Consider the following 17014-nt stretch of genomic DNA (forward strand, 5'->3'; position numbering starts at 1 on the left):
ATGGCAGAAGTGACTATTTACACTAAGGCGTATTGTCCTTATTGTGTTCGGGCTATCATGTTATTACGCGAGAAGAAAGTTGCGTATCAAGAAGTCAGAATTGATGTTGAAACCGAGCGTCGAGCTGAAATGATCGAACGCGCCGGTGGACGCAGTACCGTACCACAAATTTTTATTGCCAATCAGCATATTGGCGGTTGCGACGATATGTTTGCGCTGGAATCAGCTGGCAAACTCGACTCATTACTACAAGCATAACATTAACATAGGATTTATCATGGCCGAACAACAAGCAAACGGCGTTGCAGCAGATCAAACTGCACAGGGTCTACAATTTGCCATTCAGCGTATTTTTGTTAAGGATGTTTCATTTGAAGCACCAAACGCACCTGCTATTTTCCGTAAAGAATGGAAACCAGAAGTTAAGTTAGATCTGGATACCCGCAGCGACAAAATTGAAGATAACGTTTATCAAGTTATTTTATCTTTAACAGTAACCACCACTGTCGGTGATGAAACAGCTTTCTTATGCGAAGTGCAACAGGCGGGTATCTTCTCTATTGGTGAAATGGAAGAAGCGCAAATGGCTCACATGTTAGCGTCATTCTGCCCGAACATTTTGTTCCCTTATGCCCGTGAAGCTGTTTCAAACTTAGTTAACCGTGGTACTTTCCCACAGTTAAACTTAGCGCCAGTGAATTTTGATGCCTTATTTGCGCAATATTTGCAGCAACGTCAGGCTGAATCACCACAACTGAACGCGTAATGTTGCAGCCTTCTGCTATTACCGTTATTGGCGCGGGGTCTTATGGCACCGCGCTTGCTATTTGTTTGGCGCGTAACGGCAACCCTATTACCTTGTGGGGTCGTAACGCCGCCGAAATGGCTTTAATGCAGCAACAAGGTGAAAACCAAAAATATCTGCCTGGCATTGCCTTACCGAAAACTTTGCAAGTGACCGCGGATTTAACGGCTGCCGTGCAAACGAGCAATGATATTTTGATGGTAGTACCTAGTCATGCTTTCGCCGCTACGCTTCAGCAAATTAAGCCATTACTCACTGCAAAATCCCGAGTGGCTTGGGCCACAAAAGGCTTGGAGCCTGATACTGGGCGTTTATTACAAGATGTCGCCCGCGATATCTTGGGTGAGCAAATTGCTTTAGCGGTGTTATCCGGCCCTACCTTTGCAAAAGAGATGGCCGCAGGTTTACCTACCGCTATTTCATTATCTTCCAGCGATGCTGTTTTTATTCAAGAATTATCTGATTTATTGCACTGCGCGAAAACGTTTCGCGTTTATACCAACCCCGACTTTATTGGTGTGCAGTTGGGCGGTGCGGTAAAAAATGTTATTGCCATTGGCGCAGGTATGGCCGATGGCATTGGCTTTGGTGCCAATGCGCGGACTGCACTGATTACCCGTGGTTTAGCCGAGATGTGTCGTTTAGGCTGTGCTATGGGGGCGCAAAAAGATACCTTTATGGGTATGGCCGGGTTAGGCGATTTAGTCTTAACCTGCACCGACAATCAATCGCGTAATCGGCGTTTCGGCTTATTGTTAGGCGAGGGTAAGTCTGTCGCTGAAGCCATTGAGAGCATTGGCCAAGTGGTTGAAGGTTACCGCAATACCAAAGAGGTGTTTAACTTAGCTGCACGTATGGGCGTGGAAATGCCCATAACAGAGCAAGTGTACAAGGTGTTGTATGAAGGTAAGGATGCGCGCTTAGCAGCCCAACACTTGTTAGGCCGCGAGCGCAAAGACGAAACTAGCCACTAGCCAGGTTCGTGTTGTTCAGCAGGTTATTTTCTTTTAGTAATAATTGACCAATTTCATCAGCGGGCACGGCTTTACTAAAGCGGTGACCTTGCTGATTATCACAGCCCATCACATGCAGCAAATATGCCTGCATCTCTGTTTCGATATTCGTCGCGGTAACATCCAGAGTCAGGTAATTGGCTAAGCGGATTAACGTTGCGCAGATATTACGTTGCTGTTCTTGCTGTTCAATATACTTGGTTAGCGTGGGCGATAATTTCACACCATGCAGTGGATGTTGCCGTAACTGGGTTAAAGAGGACACCCCTTCACCAAAGTTATCTAAAATTAAACGAAAGCCCATCTTATCCAAGCTATGCATCCGTTCACGTAACCACACCGTGGGTTGAGTAAAAATCGTCTCGGGTAATTCTAATTCAAATAAACTGGCGCTAACCTCGGCATCTTGCAAGGTGTTTTGCATAAAGCGCAAGAAGTCAGCTTGCTCGAATTGTTGGTTAGAAATGTTTAGTGCTAAACGGCCACGCATTAACCCGGTTTGTTGCCAGTATTTCACTTGCTGACAGGCTTTACGGAACACCAGGCGATCCAAACTAATAATGAGGCCGGTTTCTTCTACTAAGGGCATAAAGGTTGGTGGCGGTAACATGCCGCGACGTGGGCTAGGCCAGCGTAGCAGGGCTTCGTAACCGATAATCCGATTACTGCTAATGCTGAACTTAGGTTGGTAATACAACTCGAATTCGCCTTGGGCAGCACTGCGATATAATTCGGTTTCCATGGCTAAATAATCTGGGGCTTGTTCTTGGCTGCCGCTATCGGCAAAGCACAGATTGTTTTGGCCTTGTTGTGAAGCTTTATACGCCGCTTTTTCAGCACTGTTCAAGAGGCTTTCGGCATCGATACCGTCGTTCGGGCTGATACTGATACCTAGGTGGGCAAAGACCTCAATAGCCTTGCTGTCATCGCTGCCGGGCTGATTAATGCCGGCTAAAATTTTGTGTGCTAGCTGGTTTAAATAAATGCTGCTGTTGTGGTTACACAGATGGGGCGGTACTAAGACCACAAAGCCATCGGTTTTATAGCGAGCTAACAGCAGTTTTCGTGGTAGCACCTGTTGTAGCTTGGCCGCAATTTCTGGCAGTTGTTGCTGTAATTTGGCTTCGTTGTGTTTGTTGTCATAGCTGGGTGTTAAGTGAATAAAAATAACCGCGGCTGAAGGATAATGAGCATCACAGCTTTGTAATACCATTTTCAGTAATTCATCAAACACTTTGTTATTGGGTAATAAGGTCAAACTATCACGGGTTTGTTGCTGCAACTGTAATTGATTTTCTTTGCGCAGTTCGCTGATGTTTTGGCCATACATAAGGTAAGTTGTATTACGCACGTTATCTGGCTGCACACTGTGAATACTTAACTCAAAGGCTTCGCGTTGCCGCTCATTTAATAGCCAAGCTTCGCCTTGCCACTTTCCATTTGTGCGTAAAGCCAGTTTAATGTCGTTGTCCAATAATGTTTTGCCATCAGGATCGGCATATAAATTGAGCGGAGCAGAAATAGTTGCGCTGTCATCGGCTTTTAATAAACGCTTTAGCGTGCCGCTACCATTGCGCAGCACCAAGTTTTTATCCAATACAGCAATAACGCCTGAAGTTTCACTGAGCAGATCACTAAAACTGGTGCGAAATTGCTTGAGCTTATGACTTTTTATCGCCAAGCTGCGCATGGTTAAGATCAAGGCCACTACCAGTAGACAGATTGTCAAGGTAGAGAGCAAAAAAGCGCCTTCCATAATAGGCTGGTTTGCCGCTGTAGCAGGCAAACTGATACTAAATAACGCTACGCAAAACGTGCTTTTAAGGTGGGTCATTGCGAAACTTTCCTAGGTTAATTTCTGACCAACTTTAACTATAGAGCTTTTTGCTCAGCGGGTACAGTGTGTAAACTAGAAATAACAGTTGGATTTCTAGCAATACGCATTGCGTGGTCAACTCCAGATAGTACCTTTGTACTACAAAGACAACAAGGATTAATTAGTAATGTTTCATGTGGCATTGTTTGAACCGCGGATTGCACCGAATACGGGCAATATCATTCGTTTAGTGGCGAATAATGGCTGTCAATTGCATATCATTGAACCAATGGGCTTTGATTTTGAAGAGAAGAAATTACGCCGCGCAGGTTTAGATTATCACGATTTAACGCGTGTCACGCGCTATGCCAATTATCAGCAATTTGCCGAGGCAATGCAGGGGCGGCGCATTTATGCAGTCACCACTAAAGGCACGCGTTTTTACCATCAAGTGCAATATCAGCCAGATGATGTGTTGTTATTTGGCTCTGAGACCAGCGGGTTACCTGATGCAGTACGCGATCAATTACCCAGCGAGCAGAAAATTCGCATTCCCATGCAGGCGGGGGCGCGCAGCTTAAATTTGGCCAATAGTGTCGCTATTGTTAGCTACGAAGCGTGGCGACAGCATGATTTTCTGGCGGGGGTTTAAGTCTTATTTCAGCGCCTTGTTCGCGAAAGTGGGTAGCTGTTGTAAAAACTGATTGATGTGAACCAGGGCTTGTTGGCGTAGGTTGTCTTGCTCCATCAAAAGCTCGTGCTTGGCACCTTCAATTATTTTAAAGCTATGTGGTAGCGCTTTAGGTAATTGCTTAAACCAAGCCAGTTGCGCGCGGTTAGCCACCACTTGATCGGCGCCGGCTTGTAACAACAAGACCGGTGTTTGGCAGTGGTGCGCGCTGCGGCGTAAACGTTTCATCGCCAAAATAGCTTGATGTAACCAAGTGCATGTTACGCCACCCAGTTGCAGTTGTGGCTCGGTTTGATAACAATGACGTAAAGCTTGATAGCGTGCTTGGCTTTGAGTTAATTCATTATGGGCAAAGGCTTTATCTTTGTAAGCTAACTGCATCGGAAAATAACGCGGCGCATTAGGCTGCCACCAGCGCCGTAACTGGCAATAAAGCAGGGCGAGCGGTTCAGCTACGTTAGAAGGTACCATGCCAGTATAAATGCCGAACATCGGCGAGCAAAGGATCGCTGCGCAGAAAAACGACTGCCATTCCTGCCAAGGTGGCTGAGTAATTAAGCCTGCGGCAATAGCTGCGCCCATTGAATGGGCCAGTAATACATGTTTTTGATGTGCCGCCGGTTTGACCACTTGCCGTAAAAAACTCTCTAAATCATGCTGATAATCAGCAAAATCTGCAACATAGCCCAGTTGTGAGTCGGGTAACATGCGACCGGAACGCCCCTGTCCGCGATGATCTAAAATAAACACGCTATAACCGGCAGTGGTTAATTCGAGCATTAATTCGCTGTACTTAATTGCCGTTTCAATGCGGCCACTACTGATCACCCACGCCGTGTGCGCACCGGGGGTTAAATGATAACTGTAATGTATCGGCACACCGGCCACTCCAGCAAACTGGCCGTGTTGCATTTGTCGCCAAAACGGCAATAAGGTGTCTGGCCAGTATTTGGCTAACTGCTGTTCAGTGGCAAGCGGCTGGATCGGGTTAAAAGTAACGTCTGCCATTAGGTGGTTTCGTGTTCGTCCGTTTTCGCTGTGGGCGGTTGTTGCGTAAGCGGCAGTGTAACACTGACTTGCAAGCCTGCACCAGAGGGCAGGCTAGCCACAACCTCACCTTGATGCTGGCGAATAATTTGTGCCACGATGGCTAAACCTAAACCCGTACCGCCGGTGGTGCTGGTGCGGCTATCACTGATCCGATAAAACGGTAAAAAGATTTTGTCGAGCTGTTCTGCCGGGATCCCCGAACCATGATCGCGAATAGTTAAGGTTACGCTGCTAGCCTGCGCACTTATGCTGCATTCAATAGTGCTTTGCTCGGGGCTATATTTAAGCGCATTACGTAAAATATTTTCAATGGCACGGCCTAACAGGCGGCTATCGGCTTGCAGCCACAGTTGCTCTGGGCCAACATAGCGTAATTGTTGCTGTTTAGCATCGGCATCGACTTGATTTAAATGCAGCACATCTTCGGTTAACGCGACCAAATCACAGGCATGGATATCCAGTTGGTATTGCCCTGCGTCTAAACGACTGTAGGTCAAAAGTTCATCTAGCATCACATCGAGCCGCTCTAATTCATTTTTTAAACGCGGTAATTGTTGCAGATCTTGTTGGCGTTCGGTTAAACCCAACACCAACTGCGCGCGCGCTAAGGGTGAGCGTAATTCATGTGAAATATCCCGCATCAAGCGTTGCTGATTATGCAATAAGGCGCTGATCCGCTCGGCCATGGTATTAAAACTGCGGCCAAGTTGGCCTAGTTCATCTTTACGTTTTGCTAAACGTGGTACTCGGCTATCCAGCTTACCGGAAGCGAACAACAGGTTTTGTTGCACCAGTTCACGTAATGGCTTAGAAATGGAAATAGCTAAAATAAAGCTGGCTGCCGCCGAAGTTAAGAGCAGTAGCAGCACCAGAATGGGTTCGGATAAACCGCGCAGGCTCCACCAAGGTTGACTCGGCATGTTACGCTGTTGGTAAAGCGCTAGGGTTTGTTCGCCGATTTCTAGCATAAAAGGCCCCGCCAGATGCATATTATTATGCCGCAACAGTCGGGGCCGATTTAGCTGGTTTAATTCAAATAACCAGTTTTGATCAAAGTTACGAGGTAAGGCATCGGGTGTTAATACCTGATTTTGTGCTAAATCAACGACGACCCAGCGTGGATTTTGTTGCCGTTTTAAGTAACGGAGCAGCTTGTCGACCGACTCGGCGCGCTGAAATTGTTTCATCTGCTGCTGTAATTGCGTGACAATATTATTGGGTAAGCGATGAATTTTGGTATCTTCAAGCAATTGTCTACTTAAAAATAAGGTGCTTGATACTGTCAGGATCAGCACTAACCAAAACCAGATAAAGATGCGACCGGCTAGCGAGTTAACCGGGTTAAGCCAGTGTAATTTCATCCTTTGCCTTCACTTAAAAATAAATAACCACTGCCCCGCAGGGTTTGAATTTTTTCGTTTGGGCTAAATTGCGCCAGTTTTTTACGAATATTACTAATGTGCATATCTAAACTGCGGTCATACATTTGTAATCGGCGACCGAGCACGACTTTGCTCAACTCTTCTTTAGAAATCACTTCGCCTGCTTTGCGCATCAGCATTTCCAGTAATTGAAACTCGGTGGCAGTGAGGCTTACCGGATGTTCTGCGCACAATACTTGGCGATTTTGTGTGTTTAAACTCAAATCATTAATATGTATAAGGCTTACTGCATGGCTCGGCTCTTGTTGCAGTAATTCAACCCGGCGTAAGATGGCCTTAATGCGGGCGACCAATTCTCGTGGATTGAACGGTTTGGCCAAATAATCATCAGCGCCGAGTTCTAAACCTAGGATCCGGTCGATGTCATCTCCACGGGCGGTCAGCATTAGCACGGGGCAGTAGGGGCCGGCCCGCAATGCTTTTAATACTGATAAGCCATCTAAAGTGGGTAGCATAACATCTAATAAAATCAGATCGGCTGCAGCAGTTTGAATACGTTCAAGCCCAGCTTGGCCATCGTGTACTGCTTCGAAACTTAACCCATCTAGTGCGAGATATTCCGCCACTAGCTGACACAGTTCAGTGTCGTCATCAATCATCAAGATCTTTGGCATGCTACTACTCCTGTTGCTTTAGGTCAGTTTACGTGGTCACTTTCAGACTGTCAGGCTCTTTACAGAATCTTTACCTGTCCTTTGCGTTGCTTTGCATTGGCTGAGTTAAGCTGTAACAGTCAACTAAGCGGAGAGCAAATGATGAAAGCGAAAACCTTATTACTTACCCTGAGCACCCTTGTCGCCTTTTCTTCTGCAAGTATGGCTGCAGCACCAGACTCAGCAGAAAAAGCACCGCATCAATATAAACAGCAACAACACAAGCGGCAACAAATGGCACCGGGTGCCATGCTAAAGCGCCAGTTAGCCAGCTTAGATTTGTCTGCTGAACAAAAGCAAGCCGTTGCGGCTGTCTTAGCCGAACACCGTGCTAATCAAGGCGATGCAGCAGATCGAGCGGCCGACAAACAAGCTTGGCAAGCACTGATGGATGCGCCACAGTTTGATGAAACAACGGCAAAGCTTTTACTAGAAAAGCGTCGTGCTAAGCAAGAAGAGCGTCAATTGCATTTGCTGCAATTACGTCATCAAATCAACCAGATCTTAACTGTTGCGCAACGTGAGCAATTGAAAAACCAACGTGAAGAACGCCGTAGTAAAGGCGAGGGTCATGATGGTGAAGGTAAACCTGAAGGCCGTCGTACTAAAGCAGAGCGCTCAGCTTAAGGCACGTTCTGCTGAAATAAGCAGCTGGGCGTCTATTCGACGCCCAGTTCTTTTAATTTGCGCGTTAGCGTATTTCGGCCCCAGCCTAATTTGCGCGCGGCTTCTTGTTTATGACCATGCGTATGATGCAGCGCCTGCTGTAACACAATCTTCTCAAAAGCGGGGCCCGCTTCGGCCAAAATATTTTCTTCACCTGCGGCTAAGCGTTCCGTCACCCATTGCGCGAGCAAGCTTTGCCAATCACCATGAACTGCGTCGGTAACCGAGTTATAACTGTTTTTACCGCTTTGTGTTAATTCTGGCGGCATATCGGCCACCACAATATGTTTGCCACTGGCCATCACGGTGAGCCAACGACAGGTGTTTTCTAATTGCCGCACGTTACCTGGCCAATCTAAATCGGTCAGAAATAATTCTGCTTCTTTGCTCAGCGTTTTCGCTTCAACATTAAGCTCCGTTGCGGCTTGCTGTAAGAAGTGGCGTGCCAGCTTAGCAATATCCTGGCGGCGCTCTTTTAGAGTAGGTAAATGCACGCGGATCACGTTTAAACGATGAAATAAATCCTCACGAAACTTACCTTCTTGAGCCAGCAATTCTAAATTTTGGTGGGTGGCCGCAATAATACGGACATCTACTCCGACAGCCTGATGACCGCCGACCCGGTAAAATTGGCCATCGGCTAATACCCGTAACAGACGTGTTTGTACATCAAGCGGCATATCGCCAATTTCATCCAGAAATAAGGTGCCGCTATCGGCTTGTTCAAAACGCCCTTTACGTTGCGTATTGGCCCCGGTAAACGCGCCTTTTTCATGACCAAATAGCTCAGATTCAATCAGATCTTTTGGGATCGCAGCCATATTCAAGGCAATAAAGGGTTTTTCTGAGCGGGGGCTGTGTTTATGTAAGGCGCGCGCAACCAACTCTTTACCAGTACCTGATTGCCCATTAATCAGTACACTGATACTGGAGCGGGCTAAGCGGCCAATAGCGCGAAACACTTCCTGCATGGCCGGCGCTTCACCAATAATCTCTGGGTTGAGTGCCGGTGGCAGCGGTTGCTGTTTGGCTAATTGGTTTTTGCTGTGCTCTAAAGCGCGACTGATCAGGGCGACAGCATCGTTAACATCAAAGGGCTTAGGCAAGTATTCAAAAGCACCTCGTTTAAAGGCGTTGACGGCGCTGTCTAGGTCAGAATGCGCCGTCATTATGATTACGGGTAAATCAGGGCTAAGTTCTTGCAACTTGCTAAGTAACGCCATGCCATCTGTGCCTGGCATCCGAATATCCGATACAACAACCGCCGGTTGTTCATACTCTAAGCGTTGCAGCATTAAATCGGCTGAGGCAAAGCTTTCACATTGGATATCGGTACGTGCTAAGGCTTTTTCTAAGACCCAACGAATGGAATTATCGTCATCAATGATCCAGACAAATTGATTCATACATCATCCTCACAGTCTGAAATAGGTAAATAAATCATAAAACCGGTATGTCCCGGCCAGCTTTCACAGTCTATCCAACCGCGTTGTTGATGGATCAGCGTTTGCGCAATGGATAAGCCTAAGCCTGTGCCACCCGCTTTGCCGCTAACCATTGGATAAAACAATGTGTCGCGAATGGCCACGGGTATACCCGGACCGTTATCGATGACTTTAATGCAGGCAACCAGCTTATAGCGCTTACCGTGCAAGGTGTGCTGATGCAAGATACGGCTTTGTAGCGTGATTTGACCGCCATCGACGAGTGCTTGTTGTGCATTTCGTACGATATTTAATAAGGCTTGTTCTAACAATTCAGGATCGAACATAAAATCGGGAATACTGGGATCATAATCACGTTGAAAATAAATTTGTTGTGGATTATCCATGTTCGCCAGTTTAAGAACTTGCTCTGCAACCTGGTGCAAATTACTTTGTTGTAAACTTGGGGGCCGATAAGGGCCGAGCAAACGGTCGACTAAATTACGAAGACGATCCGCTTGGGCAATAATCAGTTGGGTGTATTCTTTTTGTTCATCATCCAGTGACTCTTCTAGCAGCTGTGCAGCACCCCTTAAACCGCCTAAGGGGTTTTTAATTTCATGGGCTAAACCTCGGATCAATTCACGGGCGGCTAGATGCTGATGTTGTTGCAGGCTTTCCATACTGATCTTACGTTGATGATCAACTTGGCGTAGCTCCAGCAGCAAATATATCGGCTGTTGCTCAATAATAGTGACTGAGATATCTAACAATAAATGACGACCATCAATTAATACTGCCTGTACGTCACTGACGCTAAAAGCTTGTTTGCTTTGCATCGCGTTATACAAATGATTAGCTTTTAAATCGATGTGTTGAAATAAACCGGGAAAGAACTGTTGCTTAAGCTTTTTTTCGCCAAGGCTTAAAACAGCACAACTGGCGGTATTAAAATAACACACGCTGAGCGTTTCATCTAACACCATTACCGCGGTAGTGAGCTGATCAACCAGTGAGATCGCAAACGAGTCCTGAGTCATAAACTTACCTATTGCACCAATTTGGTGCTATGGAAGTGAAGCTTAACTCAGAACAACCTGAATTTCACTGACAATGCACTAATTTGGTTAATTTATACGAGTTCTATGCATATAGAAGATGGTAAGAGGACTTGTTGCAATTAGCTTGCCGTTTTGGTCTAGAAGTTCGATTTGTACATTGTGTTCTCCACGATAAACATCACGCAACACAAACACCGCACTGTTCTGTGGCTCACCATGCGGTTTACCATCGAATAATAGCCTGACGCGAAAGCCACGCTGAAAACGAGGACTGATACGGCCGGAGATATAAACTGAACCGGTGTTGTCGCGAACGGTGGCTTCATTTTCAGGTTGGGTAATTGAGACAGTATAAGGCTCAGGGGCTGGTGGCTTTTTTTCAGGTAAGCGTGTGTCTGTTGCTTCCATGATATTAGGTCGGCTTTGCAAACTGACTTCTTCTGAGCCGGGTAACGGGCTATCTGAAAAAACCAAAACACCATTGGCATCACGACCGACAAATATCTTCTTTTCTTGCGCCAAAGTTGAGTTGGCAACGAGTAATAATGTCAGTGACAGCCAAAGTAATTTCATTAATGTTGTATTCCTGAGTTCCGTCTTCCTGACGCTTCTTTTAACTTTAGCTGGAAATACTTAAATATTCTACAAAAAAAAGCTCACCGAAGTGAGCTTTTAAAGCACAGAAAAAACTTAATTAACTGATATTACACGCTGTAATACAATTCAAATTCAAGCGGGTGCACAGCCATTGCAACTTTGCGGGCTTCCGCGCGCTTGATACCAATATAAGCATCAATCATTTCGTCAGACATAACGCCGCCTTTAGTGAAGATCGCGCGGTTTTTGTCTAATTCGTTTAACGCTTCATCTAAAGAGGTAGCCACTTGTGGAATGTTGGCTGCTTCTTCAGCAGGTAAGTCATACAAATCTTTGTCCATGGCATCGCCAGGATGGATCTTGTTTTGAATGCCGTCTAAACCCGCCATCAATTGTGCAGTGAAGGCTAAATATGGGTTAGCTGCTGGATCCGGGAAGCGACACTCGATACGACGTGCTTTTGCACTAGGCACCAGAGGGATACGGATTGACGCAGAACGGTTACGCGCTGAGTACGCTAACATCACAGGCGCTTCGAAATGTGGCACTAAACGCTTGTAAGAGTTAGTAGATGGGTTAGTGAAAGCATTGATGGCTTTAGCGTGCTTAATGATACCGCCGATGTAGTAAAGTGCGATTTCAGACAAACCAGCGTATTTGTCACCTGCGAACAGGTTAACGCCATCTTTAGCTAAAGACTGGTGGCAGTGCATACCAGAACCGTTATCGCCTACTAATGGCTTAGGCATAAAGGTAACTGTTTTGCCGTACATATGTGCTACGTTGTGAATTACATACTTAAGCTGTTGAACTTCATCTGCTTTTTTAGTTAATGTATTGAAACGCGTTGCGATTTCGTTTTGACCCGCAGTGGCCACTTCGTGGTGATGCGCTTCAACAACTTGGCCCATCTCTTCAAGCACCATACACATGGCACTACGAATATCATGGCCTGAATCTACTGGTGGTAACGGGAAATAACCGCCTTTAACACCCGGACGGTGGCCTTTGTTACCTTCTTCATAACTCGTGCCTGAGTTCCACGCGGCTTCAGTAGAGTTCAGTTTGAAGAAAGAACCTGACATGTCCGTGTGGAAACGCACGTCGTCAAACATAAAGAATTCTGGTTCAGGGCCAAACAACACTGTGTCAGCAATACCTGTTGATTTTAAATACGCTTCAGCGCGCTGAGCGATTGAACGTGGGTCACGATCGTAACCTTGCATGGTGCTTGGTTCGATAACGTCACAAGTGATGTTTAACGTGGTTTCTTCAAAGAAGGGATCTAATACAGCGCTAGAAGCGTCTGGCATTAAAATCATGTCTGAATCGTTGATGCCTTTCCAACCGGTAATAGAAGAGCCGTCAAACATTTTACCGTCTTCAAATGTCTCTTCAGAAATTTGGCTAACCGGTACACTGACGTGTTGCTCTTTACCTTTGGTATCGGTAAAGCGCAGATCGATAAACTTTACATCGTTTTCTTTGATAAGTTTCAGAACGTTTTCTACAGACATGCAGTCCTCCAAGTGAACCAATTTGAGCAGTTGTATTGTATGTTGCCCTGTTAAATGCCAGATATATGCCAAGATACTAAGTTTATGTATCTATTAGTTATTTAAAAAAATCAGCACGGCCAGTTGATAGCTTTGCACTAAAATGGTGCTTTACTGCATCAAGTTGGTGCTTCGCGGGCTCGCTCTCAGTGTAGCGGAAAATTAACCGCCTGAAAAAAAATCAGTAAAAGCACGCATGGAATTTTTCTTTCAGACAAATAAAGAGTAGAATATGCGCCCTTAAGTTTAAAATGCGTTTGCCTGGTGGTCATTATGGTCATCTAGTGCCACAGAGGATACATATTCATGAGCGTTACCGCTTCATATTTAGATAAATTACGTAACATCGCTATTATTGCCCACGTCGACCACGGTAAAACAACCATGGTTGACAAGCTGTTGCAACAATCCGGAACCTTCGATGCCCGTGCTAAGTTACAAGAACGGATGATGGATTCAAATGCACAGGAGTCAGAGCGGGGTATTACTATCCTGGCCAAGAACACTTCTGTACGTTGGAACGGTTACCATATCAATATTCTGGATACACCAGGACACGCTGATTTCGGTGGTGAAGTAGAACGTGTTTTATCAATGGCTGACTCGGTATTGTTGTTAGTTGATGCGGTTGAAGGCCCCATGCCACAAACGCGTTTCGTAACACAAAAAGCCTTCGCTCATGGTTTAAAGCCTATCGTTGTTATCAATAAAGTTGATAAGCCAGGTGCTCGTGTAGATTGGGTTATCGACCAAGTTTTCGATTTATTCGATAACTTAGGCGCTTCTGATGATCAATTAGACTTCCCGATTGTTTATGCGTCAGGTCTGAATGGCTGGGCTTCATTAGAAGCCGACGTTAAAAAAGACGACATCACAGATTTATTTGAAGCTATCGTCAAGTATGTTGCCCCTCCAGCCGTTGAATTAAATGGCGAAACTCAATTACAGGTTTCTCAGTTAGATTACTCTAGCTACTTAGGCATTATCGGTATCGGCCGTATCAAGCGTGGTTCATTAAAACCGAACCAGCAAGTGACGATTGTGAGTGCTGATGGTACCAAGCGTAACGGTAAAGTAGGCCAAGTATTCGGTTACTTAGGCTTAGAGCGTATCGAAACACAAGAAGCGCAAGCGGGTGATATTGTTGCCTTTACCGGCTTAGGCGAATTAAAAATTTCTGACACCATTTGTAGCACCACTAAGGTTGAACCTTTACCGGCGTTACAAGTTGATGAGCCCACCGTTACCATGACTTTCCAAGTCAACACTTCACCTTTCGCGGGTAAAGAAGGTAAGTTTGTGACTTCACGTCAGATTTTAGAGCGTTTACAAAACGAACTGAAACACAACGTAGCTTTACGCGTTGAAGAAACCGAAGACGGTGACAAATTCAAAGTGTCAGGCCGTGGTGAATTACACTTAGGTGTATTAATTGAAAACATGCGTCGTGAAGGTTTTGAGTTAGCGGTTTCTCGGCCAGAAGTGATTATGAAAACCATAGACGGCGTGAAAATGGAACCTATGGAAAACGTGACCATTGACTGTGAAGAACAGCATCAAGGTACCATCATGGAAAAGATGGGCGAACGTAAAGCCGAAATGACCAACATGCAACCAGATGGTAAAGGTCGTAACCGTATGGACTTTCTGATGCCAAGCCGCGGTCTAATCGGTTTCCGTACTGAATTTATGACGATTACTTCTGGTACCGGTTTGATGTACCACAGCTTTGACCATTATGGCCCGCATAAAGGCGGTTCTATCGGTCAACGTATGAACGGCGTGATGATCTCCAATGCGATGGGTAAAGCCGCGGGTTATGCGATTTTCTCTTTGCAAGAGCGCGGCCGTATGTTTATCGGTCATGCTGAAGAAGTGTATGAAGGTCAGGTTATTGGTATTCATAGTCGTAGCAACGATCTGACGGTTAACTGTTTAAAAGGCAAGCAGTTAACTAACGTACGTGCTTCAGGTACTGACGAAGCGATCAACTTAGTCCCACCTATTCGTTATGCTTTAGAGCAAGCGTTAGAGTTTATTGACGACGATGAATTAGTTGAAGTGACGCCAAAGTCAATCCGGATCCGTAAGCGTCATTTAACGGAAAACGACCGTAAGCGTGCAAATCGTAAAGCCGATTAATCGGTAGAGCCGTAATAAAAAAGCCAGCGAAAGCTGGCTTTTTTTATGTGTAGAAAGCAACCTTAAGGCGCAGCAAACTGCAGCATAAGCCCACACAGGTAAGCACCATAAGTGCCGACACCATAACCGAGTACCGCTAATAATACCCCGACCGGCGCGAGTGACGGGTGAAAGGCCGCTGCGACAATGGGAGCCGAGGCCGCACCCCCGACATTCGCTTGGCTGCCCACAGCCAGATAAAACAATGGCGCTTTAATCCACTTTGCCACAATGACCAGTAAACCGGCATGAATGGCCATCCACACTACGCCAACTACAAACATAATGGGGTAATCTAAAATAGCGCGGATATCCATTTGCATACCAATACTGGCCACCAGTATATATAAAAACACTGAAGCCATTTTAGATGCGCCTACGGCTTCCAGTTTTCTGAGTTTGGTGTTCGATAATAATAACCCCAGCGTCGTGGCTACCACCACCAACCAGAAAAAGGTACTGGTCAGGCTGTACATGGCTAATTGTGGCGCTTCTTTGGCTATCCAAGGCGCAATACCATCGGCAGCAAAATGTGCTATGGCTGTGGCACCAAAACCTACCGCAATAATCAACATCAAATCATGCAGTTGCGGTATCCGTGCATGCTGCGCTTGATAGTGTTCGATACGTTGTTTTAACTCGCGAATGGCGCTGGTGTCCGCTCCGGTTTTCTTATCAAAACTCTCAGCGCGACTGGCCCAAATTAATAACACCGCCATCCAAATATTCGCCATGATCACGTCAACGGTGATCATCACCGAAAAAATCGTGTTATCCACTTCAAACACTTCTTTCATCGCGGTTTGATTGGCGCCACCACCAATCCAGCTACCGGCAATGGTGGTCATGCCACGCCAAATATCGCCACCTAGGGCATCAGGCGCAAGGCTACCAACAATTAATAACGCGATGGGCCCACCGATCATAATGCCCAAGGTACCTGTGAAAAACATAATTAAGGCTTTAGGCCCTAGCCCTAAAATCGCTTTAAAGTCGACGCTTAATGTAAACAGCACCAAGCTAGCGGGGAGTAAGTAACGTGAAGCGACATGATAAATCGACGAGCCTTCTGCATCGATTAACCCAAAAGTATTTAACAGTGACGGTAAAAAATAGCAAAGTAACAAGGCGGGAACAAAACGATAAAACGCTTGGCAATAACGGTGACTGCTGTGGCTGGTATAAAATACCACCCCCAGAATGACCGTAATGACGCCAAATAACACAGCATCATTGTTAAACAGAACAGCAGAGTTTTGCATGGTGTGGTTTTCCTGAAGTCTTTTGCTTCCTATTACGTCTTAAAACAACAATAACGCAGACAGGGTGGGGCTGGCTAGCATGCGTTTTTGATCGCTATTGAAAAATCGACCAAAGCGGTAAAAACGAGGTTTGATGGCGGTGAGGGCTGCAAAGCAAAAATTTATGCGCTAATAAATACGAAATCATCTACACTGAATTTAGCATGGCAATAGTTAAACCAAAGATGGCGTGGCACAACTCAGTGGAAACTTGATGCTTATCAAATCCACAACGCGCATTCATCAGTATTATAATAAGCAACAATGCAGGAGAAACAACATGAATAATATTAATCGTCGCAATTTTTTCAAGATCTCTGCCGGTGCAGTGATTGGTATGACCGTGGGTGGCGTTAGCTTAAGAGCTTTTGCTGCCGAGCCGGTAAAGTTAGATGATCCATTAGCGGCCGCAATGAAATACACGCACAAGTCTGAGAAAGCCGATCAGAAATGTGCAAACTGTAGTTTAGCGCAAGGCGCCGATGGTGATGAATGGCGCCCATGTGCTATTTTCCCAGGTAAATTAGTGGCCTCTGAAGGCTGGTGTTCTGCTTGGGTTAAAAAAGCTTAACGCAAGCGGCACAAGTGTTTGAGCCTAGTGAAGTCAACCGGTGTTAACTTTACTAGGCTTATATTGTTGAGTTTTTTTAGACAGTAAGCTTAACAAAAAAGCTTTATTTTTATCTTTTGTGTAAATGTGATCCACTATTTTGATCTGTTAATGGCAGATATTGCGACCCCGTAGCCTGTTTCTAAAT

At 45.7% G+C, this 17014-nt stretch carries 16 protein-coding genes; 7 read left to right on the forward strand and 9 right to left on the reverse strand.

Annotated features, from left to right (window positions below):
• Genes grxC through gpsA form a run of 3 tightly spaced genes read left to right on the forward strand, consistent with a single transcriptional unit; the run spans position 1 to position 1779 of the window.
• Positions 1 to 258, forward strand: coding sequence for a glutaredoxin 3 (gene grxC / locus JAO78_RS00705; protein WP_226749433.1), 258 nt, complete (start codon positions 1 to 3; stop codon positions 256 to 258).
• A gap of 19 nt (positions 259 to 277) precedes the next feature.
• Positions 278 to 766 (forward strand): protein-export chaperone SecB, encoded by a 489-nt coding sequence (secB, locus tag JAO78_RS00710; protein WP_226749434.1) that lies wholly within the window; start codon positions 278 to 280, stop codon positions 764 to 766.
• Complete coding sequence (gene gpsA / locus JAO78_RS00715; protein ID WP_226749435.1) at positions 766 to 1779, forward strand: NAD(P)H-dependent glycerol-3-phosphate dehydrogenase; 1014 nt, start codon at positions 766 to 768, stop codon at positions 1777 to 1779. The genes secB and gpsA overlap by 1 nt, the downstream gene beginning before the upstream one ends.
• Here gpsA and JAO78_RS00720 read toward each other — a convergent pair.
• The gene (locus JAO78_RS00720) at positions 1769 to 3652 is read right to left on the reverse strand and encodes a putative bifunctional diguanylate cyclase/phosphodiesterase (protein WP_226749436.1); all 1884 of its coding nucleotides are present in this window, start codon (positions 3650 to 3652) and stop codon (positions 1769 to 1771) included. The genes gpsA and JAO78_RS00720 overlap by 11 nt on opposite strands.
• Positions 3653 to 3821: 169 nt before the next feature.
• Between JAO78_RS00720 and JAO78_RS00725 the strand changes: the two genes are divergently transcribed.
• Positions 3822 to 4286, forward strand: a complete 465-nt coding sequence (locus JAO78_RS00725; protein WP_226749437.1) for a tRNA (cytidine(34)-2'-O)-methyltransferase — start codon at positions 3822 to 3824, stop codon at positions 4284 to 4286.
• 3 nt (positions 4287 to 4289) lie between these two features.
• Here the strand turns inward: JAO78_RS00725 and JAO78_RS00730 are convergent, their stop codons facing one another.
• The 3 genes from JAO78_RS00730 to JAO78_RS00740 are packed head-to-tail and all read right to left on the reverse strand — an operon-like array spanning position 4290 to position 7431.
• On the reverse strand, positions 4290 to 5333 hold the full coding sequence (locus JAO78_RS00730) for an alpha/beta fold hydrolase (RefSeq protein WP_226749438.1): 1044 nt from the start codon (positions 5331 to 5333) through the stop codon (positions 4290 to 4292).
• A complete protein-coding gene (locus JAO78_RS00735) occupies positions 5333 to 6736 on the reverse strand; it encodes an ATP-binding protein (protein WP_226749439.1) in 1404 nt (467 codons plus the stop codon). The genes JAO78_RS00730 and JAO78_RS00735 overlap by 1 nt, the downstream gene beginning before the upstream one ends.
• The gene (locus tag JAO78_RS00740; protein WP_226749440.1) at positions 6733 to 7431 is read right to left on the reverse strand and encodes a response regulator transcription factor; all 699 of its coding nucleotides are present in this window, start codon (positions 7429 to 7431) and stop codon (positions 6733 to 6735) included. Before JAO78_RS00740 ends, JAO78_RS00735 begins: the two co-directional genes overlap by 4 nt.
• A 138-nt stretch (positions 7432 to 7569) precedes the next feature.
• Here JAO78_RS00740 and JAO78_RS00745 point away from each other — a divergent pair, with 138 nt between their 5' ends.
• Entirely contained in the window at positions 7570 to 8097 is a 528-nt protein-coding gene (locus JAO78_RS00745) for a Spy/CpxP family protein refolding chaperone (protein ID WP_226749441.1), read from the forward strand.
• A gap of 32 nt (positions 8098 to 8129) precedes the next feature.
• On the opposite strand, the gene glnG is transcribed toward JAO78_RS00745, so the two are convergent.
• From glnG to glnA, 4 genes are all read right to left on the reverse strand, one after another.
• Positions 8130 to 9542, reverse strand: coding sequence for a nitrogen regulation protein NR(I) (gene glnG, locus JAO78_RS00750; protein WP_226749442.1), 1413 nt, complete (start codon positions 9540 to 9542; stop codon positions 8130 to 8132).
• Entirely contained in the window at positions 9539 to 10600 is a 1062-nt protein-coding gene (glnL, locus tag JAO78_RS00755) for a nitrogen regulation protein NR(II) (RefSeq protein ID WP_226749443.1), read from the reverse strand. Before glnL ends, glnG begins: the two co-directional genes overlap by 4 nt.
• Positions 10601 to 10687: 87 nt before the next feature.
• Positions 10688 to 11194, reverse strand: a complete 507-nt coding sequence (locus JAO78_RS00760) for a DUF4124 domain-containing protein (RefSeq protein ID WP_226749444.1) — start codon at positions 11192 to 11194, stop codon at positions 10688 to 10690.
• Between the two features lie 131 nt (positions 11195 to 11325).
• Complete coding sequence (gene glnA / locus JAO78_RS00765) at positions 11326 to 12735, reverse strand: glutamate--ammonia ligase (RefSeq protein WP_226749445.1); 1410 nt, start codon at positions 12733 to 12735, stop codon at positions 11326 to 11328.
• A 345-nt stretch (positions 12736 to 13080) separates the two neighbouring features.
• Here glnA and typA point away from each other — a divergent pair, with 345 nt between their 5' ends.
• Complete coding sequence (gene typA / locus JAO78_RS00770) at positions 13081 to 14916, forward strand: translational GTPase TypA (RefSeq protein WP_226749446.1); 1836 nt, start codon at positions 13081 to 13083, stop codon at positions 14914 to 14916.
• A 62-nt stretch (positions 14917 to 14978) separates the two neighbouring features.
• On the opposite strand, the gene JAO78_RS00775 is transcribed toward typA, so the two are convergent.
• Positions 14979 to 16217 (reverse strand): DUF819 family protein, encoded by a 1239-nt coding sequence (locus tag JAO78_RS00775; protein WP_226749447.1) that lies wholly within the window; start codon positions 16215 to 16217, stop codon positions 14979 to 14981.
• 319 nt (positions 16218 to 16536) lie between these two features.
• Between JAO78_RS00775 and JAO78_RS00780 the strand changes: the two genes are divergently transcribed.
• Positions 16537 to 16827: a high-potential iron-sulfur protein gene (locus tag JAO78_RS00780; RefSeq protein WP_226749448.1), complete on the forward strand. Its 291-nt coding sequence runs from the start codon at positions 16537 to 16539 to the stop codon at positions 16825 to 16827.
• The last annotated feature ends 187 nt before the right edge of the window (positions 16828 to 17014 follow it).

It is taken from the genome of Alishewanella maricola, from assembly GCF_016343785.1.
Taxonomy (GTDB): Bacteria; Pseudomonadota; Gammaproteobacteria; order Enterobacterales; family Alteromonadaceae; genus Alishewanella; species Alishewanella maricola.